Below are 14011 nucleotides of genomic sequence, written 5' to 3'. Positions count from 1 at the left end.
CTCGTTGGAAGGACGGACGCCGCGTCAGACGCGCTCGATGATGGTGGCAACGCCCATACCGCCGCCGATGCACAGGGTGATGAGGGCGCGCTTGCCGCCACGACGCTCGAGCTCGTCGACCATCGTTCCGGTGATCATCGCGCCGGTTGCACCGAGCGGGTGACCCATGGCGATCGCGCCACCGTTGACGTTGAGCTTCTCGTCCGGGATGTTCAGGTCCTTCTGGAACTTCAGGACGACGGAAGCGAATGCCTCGTTGATCTCGAAGAGGTCGATGTCGTCGACCGTCAGGCCGGCAGCTGCCAGAACCTTCTTCGACGCCGGCGTCGGGCCGGTGAGCATGATGGTGGAGTCGGCGCCGCTGGTGGCGGTGGCGACGACGCGAGCGCGCGGCGTCAGACCCATGTCCTTGCCGGCCTGCTCGCTACCGACGAGCACGAGGGCAGCGCCGTCGACGATTCCCGAGCTGTTGCCGCCGTGGTGAACGTGGTTGATCTTCTCGACCCAGTGGTACTTCTGCAGCGACACGGCGTCGAATCCGCCGATTTCACCGATCACACCGAACGCGGGAGCCAAGCCGGCGAGGTTCTCTGCCGTGGTGCCCGGACGCATGTGCTCGTCGTTGTCGAGGATGGTGATGCCGTTGATGTCCTTGACCGGCACTACCGACTTGGCGAAGTATCCGCCGGTCCACGCCTTGGCGGCGAGGTCCTGCGAGCGCACGGCGTATGCGTCGACGTCGTCACGCGAGAAGCCCTCGATGGTGGCGATGAGGTCTGCGCCGACGCCCTGCGGCACGAAGTAGTTGTCGTAGTTGGTGGCGGGGTCGAGTGCCCACGGTCCACCGTCGGATCCCATCGGAACGCGGGACATCGACTCGACGCCACCGGCGATCACCAGTTCGTCCCAGCCGGACCGAACCTTCTGAGCAGCCATGTTCACGGCCTCGAGGCCGGAAGCGCAGAAACGGTTGAGCTGAACGCCGCCGACGGTGTCGGGCAGTCCCGCATCGTTGACTGCAACGCGGGCGATGTCCATTCCCTGATCGCCAACGGGGGTGACGACGCCCAGGATGAGGTCGGAGATCCGGTCCTCGTCGAGGTCGGGAAAGCGCACGCGCAGTTCCTGGATCAGACCCGTGACCAGCGAGATCGGCTTGACCGAGTGCAACGACCCGGTCTTCTTGCCGCGGCCTCGCGGGGTACGGATGGCTTCATAAATGAATGCCTCTGTGGTCACTGTGAGGTGTTCCTTCCGTGTAATTCGTCGAACCGGTCTGCAGATCGTCCGCGCCACCTTCGGTGGTGGCGCATGGCCGAGGTACAGACCTCAGCCCTTTCACTGTAGAACGTGTTCCAAATTCATGGGAAGGACCGAAGCGATCCTGCTAGGTGACCGAGGTGATCAGGTGCGCGAACGCCTGCCCGCTTCGGTTCATTTCGGGTGCGCCCCCGGAAGCACTCACGGCACGATGCGATACGGCAACATCATGTCGTGATCTTCGTGATCGAGTAGATGGCAATGCCACACATATCCCTGGAGTCGACCAGAATCAGCCATATCGTGGCGCCCGCCGCCCGTCATCCCACCGCCCGTCATCCCACTGCCCGTCATCCCACCGCTCGGAAGACGATCGAACATCGCGTCGGGATCGAAACCCAGCTCATCCGCGGTGGGGAATCGCACGATGATCCGGGTGACGGTGCCGCCGTCCACCCTGACGGTGTCCTTCATTCCCGCTTCCCACGGCGCCGGCGCGATCATCGGCCCCGCCTCGAACCCTTCGGGCGACGGAGTCCACTTGTTGCCGATCACCGGCTGCGGATGTCGGATCAAGTACTCCAGCGTCCGCATCGGTGTTCTGCCGAGAATCCGGAAATTCACCAGGTGCAGGTGTATCGGATGCGGGTCCGGCGTGGTGTTGACGATGTTCCACTGCTCGACGGTGCCTTGCCGCGGCCTCTCGACGTCCGTGGTGCTGAACGTCAGGTTGTTCAGCGTCATCTGAGCCGGTGGATTCCGCAGTTCCAGTTGCTGGCTCACCGTCACCGTGCGAATTACCGTCGGCTGCTCCAACGGGGCGAGAACGTCACGTTGCCGGCGCCCACCGCGCAGTTGCGACGGAACACCACCGGTGAATCCGCGCCTGGCGTCACCGCGGAACCGGCAGAACAGCGGCATCGTCACTTCACCGATGACAGCGGCGGGTAGCGGGGGCGCCTCGTCGTTGCGAAGCTCCACCGTCGAACCCTCCGACAGTCCGGTGAAATCGACGAGGAGGTCGTACCGCTCCCCCGGTGCGCAGCGGAAGGCATTGACCGCGACGGGCGCGTCGAGCATTCCGGCGTCGTTGCCGATGACCCAGAACGTCATCATGTTCGAGAAGTGAAGATTCCACACACTTGCCGACGACGCATTGACGATGCGGAAGCGGTAAAGGCCCCGAGCCACAGCCAGTTCCGGCCACACCTTGCCGTTGACCAAGCCGACGTCGCCCACCGCGCCGCCTTCCCACGATCCTTCCGGGATCAAGATGGTGGATCGGCCGTTCTGGGCGCCTGTCGGCGTGAAGATCTTCTCCTGCAGGATCAACGGGATCTCGAATTCCTCGGCCGGCAACCCCAACGGATTTCCCAGTTTGCCGGTGTCGAATTCATCCCTGATCAGATAGTTGCCGATCAGACCGGCGTAGACGTTGAGCCGGGTGATGCCCATCGCGTGATCGTGATACCAGAGGTGGGCGGCTTCCTGACCGTGCAAAAAGTGATGCATCGCAGCCTGTCCCGGCATCACCAGCAGCTCCGGATGGCCGTCGCTCTCAGGTGAAGTGACTCCTCCGTGCAAGTGCAACGACGTCGGCGGGTTAGCGCGAAAGTCTGCCTGCATTCCATGCAGCGTCATATCCATGTCCGCTGCCAACGGATGTCCGGTCAGATCGTTCTCGAACGTCAACATGATCGGCTCGCCGGAATGCGCCTCGACGGTAGGGCCCAGATAACCGCCACCGATCTCTCCGCTGCGGTACGACAGTGCTGGGGACGAGGGAAAATCCCGATGAAAGGCATGTTGCCCCACTTGCGCTGTCAGTGTGATCTCGTTTCCGGAAAGCGTTGACAACGAATGTAGTTCGTCACAGAACGGCTCGAACTCCGGCGAATGAAAAATCAACGGAGACTCGATATCCACACTCCCCGCCGGAGCAGCACCTGCCTTTGCACCCAAAGCAACAGCCGCTGTGCCGACTACCGACCCTTTCAGAACCGATCTTCTGGAAACCCCGATACCCATACATTCCCCTCCCCATCGAAACGGGTTGCGTTCTCCCGCAAGGAAAACGCAACCCGTCTCTCCACTTCGATCTCGGAAAATCCCCCGCCTACTTTCCGTCGATCGCCTCCAGCACCGAATCGATCAGCGACTGTGGAAGTTTCGACGGCGGAGAGATTTCCAGTTCTCCCGGAGCGCCCGGCATCGTCCAGACAGTTCTGTGCCGAGCGATCGCGAGCTTCTCCCGTGATCCGTCCTCATTGACCTTGAAGTACTCGAACTCGAGGTCGATCCCCCTCTCGTAGAGGGCAGACAAGGACATCGTGACCAGGACGTCGTCGAACGGCATGACCTCGCGCAGATGCTCAACCCTGGTGTGCACACAACGAAGTTCCCCGAGAGCGCCTCTGGCCGCCATGGCCTCACGCTGAGAACGGACCAGGAACTTGTCCCGAACCCTCGACTGCCAGATGTAATAGTTGCCGAAGTAGATGTTGCCCACGACGTTTCCGTCCTGCAACGTCGTCGAGAACACCTCGGATTCGAGCAGGTACGGATTGCGCGGCACCATCGGAGCCGAGCGGATCACGGAACCACGATCGACGTTCTTCGGTTCGGTGGGAACAGCGATGTTCTTCGTCCCCGTCGGAATCGTCATCGGCTCGATGAAATCGTGGAAGTACTGCGGCATCGGCCGTGCCGCCACCACACCGTGGGAGAGGATTTCCACCCACGTCGTCTGCATCGCACTCCACCCGATGTGAGTGCGCGTCTCGCCGTCGACCCGGCACCATTCGACATGCAGATTGGTGGTTGCCCGATCCGGACCGGTGAGCTCGGTGATCCAGATCGTCCCCTCGACAATGTCGTCGGTGTACAGGTTCGCATCGATGAACACCTCGGAGTTGTTGGTCACCATGCCCCAACGACCCGTCGCCATGTCCTCCACGATCTGCTTCGAGATCGGTCCGGTTCCCCTCTCTCGCAAAGCGCCCAACCACAGCGCGAAGCTCGCGAACCCCACTGATCCACCGACGTTGCACGCGTCCCGGAACCCGACGGGGAACCGGATCGACACCGCCGGATAGCCACTCCGGGCCACCACATGCACGTCGGAGCCGTAGGCCATCGGATCGAACTGCGCGAGAGACTTCGCCGACAACGGTCCGGAGTCGAACTGCGGTGCCGGGTCCTGCGCCGGTTCCTCCGCATCCTCCTCATGAGTCACAAACGCGAGAATCCGCTCCTCGTTGTCCGTCAACAGAGCTGGAAAAGTCAGAACCACCACGCTTCCCTCTGCGCCGCCGCGGAAGGTCACTGCGTCGTCCTCCCTGGCGCCCATCGCCAGAGAAACCGACATCTGCCCCGTGGCCTTTCGGATCGCCTCGGCCGCCGCCCACAGCCTGGTTCCCGCACGATCGAGTGATTCGCCGCCTGCGATCAACTCGTCCAGCAGCGGAATCCGCGCCGAACCCAGAAGCGCCTTCCACTGCACGGCGGTTCGGGAGCGAATCGGTTCGATGTCACACCCCTGAGGCCAGTCGCCGGCCGAACTGAGTGACTTGCTGCCGTCGTGCGAGAGCGAGACATCCACAGAGGGCGGAATATCACCGACGACGACGGGCTTTCCGGTTTCCTGCCATTCGATGGCAAAGGCATTACTCATTTGATCACCACATCCTCATCGAGATGAATGTTCACGGCCGCCTCGGCGATCGGTTTCTCCTGCTCGTGGCGTTCCGACTTGGTCAACTCGTGAATCCCCGGGGTATGCGCGACCACAACCCGCGGGCTCTTCACTCCCAACGCCCGGCTGTGTTGCGCGAGCTTGTCGAGAATGATCTGTGCGTCGCGCGCAGTCGGATCCGCGATTTCCTCAGCCGTAGGACGGCTTTCGTCGTGGGAGAGAATCTGGGAGCGATATCCCTCGAGCTGCATCACCACTCGTCCGTCCTTCACCACCGCCACGTCGGCTTGCATGTGGGTCTCTGTCTGCACCTTGTCGTAGGCGTACGCGGTGAACGAACGAGCCTCGAATCGTCCGTCGTACATGTCGATTCGCGCAATGTTGACCGGAAGGCAGATCTCCCGCGGAACCATGATCTGACCCGATTGGAGCAGGGAATCGAGGAAGTAGGGATCACCGAGGAGGTGCTGCTTACGGTCGGCTCGCGAAATAGCGCTGAAGAGAATGTGCTCGGAATCGAGGCTCGAGATCTCTTCGAGTCGGCGGAAATCTCCCTCCTGGAACAGCAACCACGAGTAGAGATCGTCCAACGGATCGATGTCGAGCACCGGTCGCGGCAACTCCTTCTCGAACTCCGGCAGTGTTTCGTCCAGTCCGAAGATGAAGTCGGCCGAGAAATGGGGCCGCCCGTACCCGGTCCGTTCGGTGCCGATCGTGACATGCACCCGCGTTCCTGCGGCATCACGATCCTGCTCCACGACGCTTGCCTTGATCTCGACTCTGGTGCCCTCGACGGTGTCGACGACGATCGGTCGATCCAGTTTGATGTCGTCGATGCGGACGCGGCCCAGAGTCACGCGTCCGGTGACATAGGCCGCCGCCTGCGACATCGCCTCGAGCCCGAACACCGTCGGAAGCAGCGCCGATCCCTTCCAGACATGGTCGAGGACAAAAGGATCTGCCGAGGTGGACAACGTCGTCCGGGTAACCAGTTCTACCTGCGGCTCGAAGGTCACCACTTGGTCGATGTAGCGCGACACCGCCGGCAGAGCCGGTGCTGCCGGTGCCCAGGTGTCGAGACCGCCGAGTCGACTGGTCACGACGATACGACTCGCCTCGGGTCCGCTGTCGACCAGGCGAAGGAAATGATCCACTCCCGCAGCCGTGGAAATCGGCATGACACCCATCTTCGCGAGGTGGTTGACACTGCCCATGCGGGCGCCCATGCCGGTCTCCCCCCACACGCTGTACGCGAGCGAGAACGTCCGAGTCTTCGGGTGCCCGGCGGCATACCGCACCACCATTTCGTCGAGAAGCTCGTTTCCGTATGCATACCAACTGTTTCCGGGCATACCTGTGAATCCGATGATGGAAGAGAAGCCCACGAACAGCTTCAGGTCACGATCAGCGAGCGCTTCGACAAAGTTGGCTGCGCCCAGGACCTTAGGTGCGACCTCCTTGAAAGCCGCAGCGCTGTCGACTCTCTCGAACCGCCGCGGGACATTCGCCCCCGCACCGTGGACAAACCCGGTGATCGGCCCAACCTCGACCTCGATCTGGGCGACGACGCCGGCCACCGCCGCAGCATCCGTGACGTTGCAGCGATAGTAGTGAGCGCTCAATCCGGCAGACGTGAAGTCCGCAAGAGTGGAAGCGATTTCGTCACCCGCTTGTCGCTGAGAGCTTCCGATCAGCACTAGTTCGGCGCCTGTCTTTCGGCCGAGAGCCAGAGCGCATTGCGCCATGATGCCTTTCGCGCCACCGGTCACGACCACTACATCCGAACTCCCCAACCCGCTCTCGCGGACGGTGTAGTCGCTCGAGGCGAGAACCCGCGGTTGCAGTGCCGTGCGTCCCATCTCGGTGTCGTAAGTCGCGAACACATAGGATGCAACCGAATCCAACTCGGAGACGACGGTGGTTGCCACCACCGCGTCCGCAGTCGAGCCGTCGAATCCTATGACGCGGACATCCAGTTCGGGGCGCTCGTGATGCACCGAAGCGGCAAAAGCCGCCGCACTCGATACCGGCGCCGGATTGCCCAACTCGACATCGGTGAACTGAATCACTGCCAATGTGGTTCGTGCGCCTCCGCTTTGCTGCGCCGGAACCATCTTGTACATGTGTTCGATCCCACGGCGCAAGCCGATTTCGGTGACGGAATCATCGGTCACACGCGGCATTACGGCAACCACGTGCTGTGCATTCGCAGGAGCGCCGTCGGAGAATGTGCGAATGTCGACCTGAGCACCACGCCCTCGCAGTTCGGATTCCAACCTTCCGACCAAACCGGCGTCGTCACCGATGACGACAAACGTCGTGTCCGTGAGGTCTCGGACTCCGTGCAACGCTGTCTCGCTCCGAACCTTTTCCAGGGTGTAATCGCGAACCCAGGTGAAGCTGTCGGCTGATAGACCCTTTGCCTTCACCGGCAGCGCCCGCGCAACCGGCTGCTGCTGCCCCGACTTCTCTTTCGCGGATCGATCGAGCACTTCGATGAGTTCACCCAGGCTGACGTTGACGAGTTCGGCCGGATCCAGATCACCCTGAACACCCAATCGCGTTGCCACAGTTGCTATCGCATCGGCAGCCTTGATCGAGTCCATGTTCAGGTCGTCGAGCAGGTGGAGATCCACATCGAGAGACTCCACCGGAAATCCGGTGTCCTCCGCGATTACCTCGAGCAGTATTCGCGACACGTCCGACTGCACCGAACTCGCTGCTGGAACGGCAGAACCGGGATTCGGTGATGCCGCAAGGATCAGCGATGCTGCTTCTCCGATCGTGGCATTGGCCAACTCGGCAGGGTCGAGGTCGACAACCTCGAACTGATGCGCAACCTTCGAAATAGCCTCTGCCGCACTGATCGAGTCGAGATTCAGATCATCGAGCAGACGCAGATCCGTCGTGATCGACTCGGCGGGGAATCCCGTCGTATCGGCGAGGATCCTGATCAGCTCACTTTCCACGGACCCAGCGCCCGCGTCAGCCGGCTCTTCGACTACCGGAGCCGAAACCGGCGAAGGAGCTTTCGCTGCCACGGATTCGTGGCCGTTGGTGACTGCCCGCGAAGTCGGAGCAGATGGAGAAGACGGAGAAGTCGCTCCACTGCCTACATCAGCACGAATCACGTCGACGAGGAAGGTCCCGCGTCGGCTCAGGTAATCGGCCAGCGCCGCAGCCGGATCCCCGCCGGACGTACCAAGTGCGAGCGGTTCGGGAGCAGAGGTAACCGTCAGCTTCGCCTCGGCCAGGTTCTCGATGAACACCTTCTGATCGGCAGGAACGAATTCGCGCACGAACCGGCCGTCGAAAAGTTCGTTCCATCGGACCTGAGCGCCGTGGACGTACATCGCGGCCAGTGCGACATTGAAGTCCTCGTCGCGTCCGGACTTGGACGCAACGGGGAAGCAGCGCACGCCGTCGGTCCCATTGATCGCCTTGGTGAGCCCGGTCAGCACACGGCCGGGTCCGACCTCGACGAGCAGGTCCACGTCCTGCGAGATTCCACTTACCGTCTTGACCCAGTCGACCGGTGAGACAACCTGTTTGGTGACCAATTCGCGAAGTGCCAGTGGCGTCTGTACGCGTTTCCCTTCGACGCAGGAATACACGGGGCAAGTCAGCGAATCGACTTGCTCGTCAACGGGCGCAGTGGACTTCAGCTCCCGCTCGGCCTCGTTCATCATCTCGGAGTGGAAAGCATTCGACACGGCAAGCGCCTGAGCCGACACTCCGCGCGTCTTCGCGATGGCAACCACATCGTCGACCGCGTCTTTGGTGCCCGAAACCACGGTCTGTGTAGGCGTATTCAGATTCGCGACGGTCGCGTAACCCTTTGTTTCCGCGATGATCGCCTCAGCCGTCGATCGGTCGCAGGTCAGGCTCGCCATCGCGCCGTTTCCACCACCACTGACAGCCATGGCCGCACCCTTCGCCGCAGCCAAGGTGATCAGCGTCTTCTGGTCGTAAGCTCCTGCCGCGTAGAGCGCGGTCAACTCGCCGAGACTGTGGCCGGCGACAGCACTGGGTGTGACACCCAATCGGCGGAGGTACTCGAACCAGAGCAGCGAAGCCAAAGCGACGGCAGGCTGGGTGAACTGCGTCTGGGTGAGATCCCGCTTCCACTTCGCCAATTCCGCAGCGTCAGCGCTCTTGACCGGGTTCCGCAGAATTCGAGGCGTGATCGCCTCCGCTCCAACTCCCTCCAACCAGCCGTCCGCCTGGGTCGCCAGTTCGCGTGCCCACTCGAAGCGCTCGATCAGCACGCGCGCCATCTCGAGTTGTTGGGATCCCTGTCCCGGGAACAGGAATCCGATGTCATGGTGGACGGCGTTCGAGATCGAGATCTCGTTGCTCACGACCTTCACCTGGCCGGATGCAGGAGCGGAGTTCTCGCAGATCACGGCAAGCTGACGCATGCGTTCGGCCAACTGCGCGGGACGTCCGGCCACCACTGCAGCACGGAAGGGCGCGGTCGGCGAGATCACGCGAGAGAGCTTCGCCGAAAAGTCCAGCAGCTCGGCAACACTCAACGGAACCGCCAGATCTGCAACATCCCGCGCTCGGGTCGCCAAGTCCATCGCAGAATCTGCAGAAAGTACGAAAACCTCGGTGTCCTGATACGACGCCATCATCGTGCGGACGTCTTGCGAGGGTGTCAGCTTGCTGGATGGTGCATCAGCCGATTCGATCGCGACGTGGCAGTTGATACCGCCGAAACCCATGGCTTGCGCACCGGCACGCATCTTCTCGGACGGATCTCTGATCTCACCGTTGACGAGCGGAAAGAGTGCCGGCGCTTCGGTTCCGAACGCCGGGTTCGGGTCGGTGCAACCGGCGAGCGGCGGAAGGATTCGTTGATTGACGGCCATGGTCGCCTTGATCAGCGCAAGGATGCCCGACGCCGCCTTCGTGTGCCCGATCAACGACTTCAGTGACGTCATGCCGATGCTACGAGCCTCGACGGGCCCGTCCGTCTGAGCGGCCTGCTGGACGCCGGCCAGTTCGACGGGGTCTCCGACGGGAGTACCAGTTCCGTGTCCTTCGACGAAGGCAACCTCGCTGGCCGCGAATCCCGCTCGCGAGTATGCGCGACGGATCATCTCGGCCTGAGTTTCGGCGCGGGGCTTGGTGATTCCACCCTTGCCATCGGTGGAGATGCCCCAGCCGCGAATCGTCGCGTACACGTAGTCGCCGTCCGCCCTGGCGTCCTCGAGTCGTTTCAAGGCCACGAATCCGCAACCTTCACCCGGGATGAATCCGCTTCGGCTTGCGTCGTACACGTTCATGTCGCCACGGGTCAGTGCACCCAAACGGGCGAATCCCACCAGTTCCAAAGGATCCAAGCTGACGTCGACTCCCCCTGCCAAGACGAAGTCGGCCGCGCCGGACGCCAGCTTTTCGGCTGCAGTCGCCACCGCGAGCATTCCGGACGCGCACGCACCGTCCACGACGTACCCGCCGCCGTTGAAGTCGAGATAATTGCAGATCCGGCCGGCAATCGTATTCGACAACATGCCGGCGAGAGTGTCTTCACTCGGCTCCACCAATGGGCCCTTGTAGACCTCTTCCATCGTCTCGGCGAGAGCATCGGCGACGGAACTGTCCAACTGGCGCGCTTCGGCTGCGACAGCGAGTGCGCGCTTGACGTAGGGCCAACGCAAACGCATCGACCACATCCGGGATTCTTCACCGGTGAGGGAGTTGCCGACGATTGCGGCGCTGCGTCCAGTGGGTACCGATCCTCGGCTGTAGCCCGCGTCGGTCAAAGCCCCGAGTGCTGTTTCCAGAGCCAACCAGTGTGTGAGATCTGTCGACTTGAAGGTCCGCTCCGGTATCCGGCGACCGACCCAGTCGAATTCGAAACCATCCATGAACGCGCCGCGATCGGCGTATGTCTTGTCGACGTCGTCAGGGCTCGCGCTCCAGTAGTCGTCGAGGGACATCCGTGACTCCGGAAACTTTCGGAATTGCATCCGACGCGCGAGGACGTTCTCCCAAAATCCTTGCAGATCATGTGCACCGGGGGACCACATGCTCATCCCGACTATCGCAATCGCAGGATTAGTTGAATCTTCAGTCATCTTACACTTCCTATTTTCGCGCGCATCCACGGGAGACTCAATCGACCGAAGACTAACCACGCCCTCATCGGTGTGTAAAACGCAGATTCACCTCAAGGCATAAACAAATAACAAGGGTTGTTCGGCGCAATGAACGTGTTTCAGCAATTTGACAGCAATCGAGAGTTAGCTGTAACTCGGAGTTACTTATTTGCTTCGCAACCGGTCATGCTCCTGCTTGAACATCCGTACCGGATCCCGGTTTCACGGCCGCCATTTTCTCGCGATCGGCAAATATTCAGTTGAATATGCACCGAAATGCCGCAATGCCGAATATGTGGCCAATTCGCCGAATGTCCCAAATTGGTCGATCCCCGCAAATCAAACATCCGACAACTATCAATCTGAACATTCGTGACACACCGAAATTTAACAGCAGCACTCGAATGCCCATCAGACAACGAGAAATTCCAGATATTCTTCGGCGACCATCGTCCGAATCGACGTTTCGTTACACCGGAACTGAGCGAACGAATGTGCCAGCAAACCAGCCACATACAATTCAGCTTTGCGAGGCCGAGCCGGCGCGCTTTCGAGACGCGCGCGCACAAAGGGAACGGCACTTATAACAATTCGATCACACAGTGGTGCAGCTGGATTCCGACCGCTGTTTCACGCACACGGACCGACTCGGCAACTCAGCTTTCGAGGCGGCGAGCTCCGAGGACGTCCTTGAGGAGTTCCTTTGCAACATCCTCGGGATCACGTCTGGCAGTCGGATCAGCGGGCTCCGCCGCCTCCGCAAACATCTCGTCCTCGTCCTCCGGCGTTGCAGGCGGAGGAGTTGCCTCGTAGTCGACCTCAGGAGCAGGGGCCGGTCCAGGGTCTTCCGGATAGTCGGGGGCCTCGGGCGGCGGAATGTCGTCCGAATCTCCGCGCTGGGGCTGCGGGGCCTTGGGCTGCTGCGCTGCGCGCTCCTGACTGGGGCGAGAGAAGCGGGGCGCAGCGGCAGGGCGGCTCGGAGCTTCCGTCGCCTTGGTTGCGCTCGATACTGTCGGCGCTGTAGGCGCACCTTCTTGATACTCGACCTGCCAAGTGCCACCGAACATTTCGGCAAGGACCTCGCAAATGACCGCCGCGTTGTGCGGTTGCGTCACACGAGCACCCAGGACCGGTGAGCCGTGAGCGATGACAACGACATGTCCACGCACGTCGTGAACCGTCGCAGCGGACAGCATGGCCGGAAGAACCTTGTTTCGTTCACCGACCTTGTTGCGCAAGGTGTTCCACGATTCACGGAGAGTCTCGACTGTGGGGCCTGCCGAGACCGGCGCAGCTTCGGCAACCGCCGGCTCGTCGAACTCGGGCTCGGGCTCGTAGTCGGGTTCCGGCTCGGCAAGCCCGATCAGCTCTTCCGCCTCGACAGGAGCAGTAACCGGTGGTTCAACCACAGGAGCTTCAACTATTGGAGCTTCGGCAACCGGAGCTTCAACCACCGGAGCTTCGGCAACCGGCGGTTCCACGATCTCGACAGTGGGAGTCTCGACGACGGGAACTGCCGCTACCGGAGGTTCGACGACAGGAGCCTCCACAACCGGCGGCGCCGCAGCTGGAGCAGGCGCGGCTGGTTCCGGCCGTGCCTCAGGCTCGGCCTTGCGTTGAGAGGGCCGTTGGAACTTGGAAGCAATCTCCGGTTCGAGCGGCGGCACGGTGGGTGCCGGCGTTGCTGCCGCGCGAGGAGCAGCCGCGACTCCGGCAGCCGGAATACCTTGTTCCAGGCGCTCCAGCCGCTGCAATACAGCTGACTCGGTGTCGGAGGCCGACGGCAGCAGCATTCGCGCGCACATCACTTCGAGCAGTAGCCGCGGCGCCGTCGCACCACGCATTTCGCTGAGTCCGGCATGGACAGTCTCGGCGAAGCGGGTGAGCGTGGCCGGGCCGACTCGTTGAATCTGCTCACGCATCGTGACCAGCTCCGCTTCCGGAGCGTCGACCAATCCTCGTTCGCTGGCGTCGGAAACAGCCTGCATCAAGATGAGATCACGCAGGCGCTCGAGAAGATCGAGCGCGAATCGGCGTGGATCGTGACCGGCGTCCATCACGCGATCGACAGTGCCGAACAACGCGGCCCCGTCACTGGCAGACAGGGCGTCTACTGCTTCGTCGATGAGCGCGACGTCGGTGACTCCGAGAAGAGAGAGCGCGCGCGGATACGTGACACCTTCTTCTCCTGCGCCCGCGAGCAGCTGATCGAGGACACTCAACGAGTCACGAGGGGAACCGCCGCCGGCCTTGATGACCAGTGGATACACCGCAGGCTCGACCGGTACGCCCTCCTGGGCGCAGATCTTTTCCAGGAGTCCGCGCATGGTCGACGGCGCCAACAGGCGGAACGGGTAATGGTGTGTACGCGAACGGATGGTCGGGAGAACCTTTTCCGGTTCCGTCGTCGCAAAGATGAAGATGAGGTGTTCCGGCGGCTCTTCGACGATCTTGAGCAACGCATTGAAACCCGCCGCCGTCACCATATGTGCCTCGTCGATGATGAAGACGCGGTAGCGAGAAGCAGCGGGTGCGTGGAACGCCTTGTCTCGGAGTTCTCGGGTGTCGTCGACGCCACCGTGACTTGCGGCGTCGAGTTCCGTCACATCCAGGTTGCCTGTGCCGCCCGGGCCCAGCGAAACGCACGAGTCGCACACGTTGCACGGCGTCGACGTCGGTCCCTGCTCACAGTTCAGCGAACGCGCCAGGATTCGCGCCGACGACGTCTTTCCGCAGCCGCGCGGGCCGGAAAACAGGTAGGCATGGTTGATGCGTCCGGTGTCGAGGGCCGTGCTGAGCGGTGCGGTGACATGCTCCTGCCCCACCACCTCGGCGAAGGACGCGGGTCGATACTTCCGGTACAGGGCCACGCGCAAAGACTACCGGCGACCCACGACAGGTGGTCCGGTGCGGGTGCAACGCCGACTTCTCCCGAAACATGTTCGCAACA

5 protein-coding genes are annotated in these 14011 nt (G+C 62.0%); all 5 read right to left on the bottom strand.

The window, feature by feature from the left end; translation table 11 throughout:
• Nucleotides 1–24: 24 nt before the first annotated feature.
• The 5 genes from EHW12_RS02015 to EHW12_RS01995 all read right to left on the bottom strand — a co-directional run bounded on the left by EHW12_RS02015 (nucleotide 25) and on the right by EHW12_RS01995 (nucleotide 13931).
• Nucleotides 25–1239 (bottom strand): acetyl-CoA C-acetyltransferase, encoded by a 1215-nt coding sequence (locus EHW12_RS02015; RefSeq protein ID WP_007731553.1) that lies wholly within the window; start codon nucleotides 1237–1239, stop codon nucleotides 25–27.
• Nucleotides 1240–1461: 222 nt separating this feature from the next.
• On the bottom strand, nucleotides 1462–3288 hold the full coding sequence (locus EHW12_RS02010) for a multicopper oxidase domain-containing protein (protein WP_047271573.1): 1827 nt from the start codon (nucleotides 3286–3288) through the stop codon (nucleotides 1462–1464).
• 88 nt (nucleotides 3289–3376) lie between these two features.
• The gene (locus EHW12_RS02005) at nucleotides 3377–4933 is read right to left on the bottom strand and encodes a hypothetical protein (RefSeq protein ID WP_042922793.1); all 1557 of its coding nucleotides are present in this window, start codon (nucleotides 4931–4933) and stop codon (nucleotides 3377–3379) included.
• Nucleotides 4930–11040: a type I polyketide synthase gene (locus EHW12_RS02000; RefSeq protein ID WP_125050225.1), complete on the bottom strand. Its 6111-nt coding sequence runs from the start codon at nucleotides 11038–11040 to the stop codon at nucleotides 4930–4932. Before EHW12_RS02000 ends, EHW12_RS02005 begins: the two co-directional genes overlap by 4 nt.
• A gap of 677 nt (nucleotides 11041–11717) precedes the next feature.
• Complete coding sequence (locus tag EHW12_RS01995; RefSeq protein ID WP_047271569.1) at nucleotides 11718–13931, bottom strand: DNA polymerase III subunit gamma and tau; 2214 nt, start codon at nucleotides 13929–13931, stop codon at nucleotides 11718–11720.
• Between the last annotated feature and the right edge of the window lie 80 nt (nucleotides 13932–14011).

It is taken from the genome of Rhodococcus sp. NJ-530 (genome assembly GCF_003860625.1).
GTDB lineage: Bacteria > Actinomycetota > Actinomycetes > Mycobacteriales > Mycobacteriaceae > Rhodococcus_F > Rhodococcus_F qingshengii.
Note: the sequence above shows the minus strand (reverse complement) of the source record. Positions and strands in the feature narration are given on the sequence as shown.

Bases quoted from the DNA above. Each gene is read 5' to 3' on its own strand.
- EHW12_RS02000 (WP_125050225.1), bottom strand. From the start codon at position 11,040: ATGACTGAAGATTCAACTAATCCTGCGATTGCGATAGTCGGGATGAGC.
- EHW12_RS02005 (WP_042922793.1), bottom strand. From the start codon at position 4,933: ATGAGTAATGCCTTTGCCATCGAATGGCAGGAAACCGGAAAGCCCGTC.
- EHW12_RS02010 (WP_047271573.1), bottom strand. From the start codon at position 3,288: ATGGGTATCGGGGTTTCCAGAAGATCGGTTCTGAAAGGGTCGGTAGTC.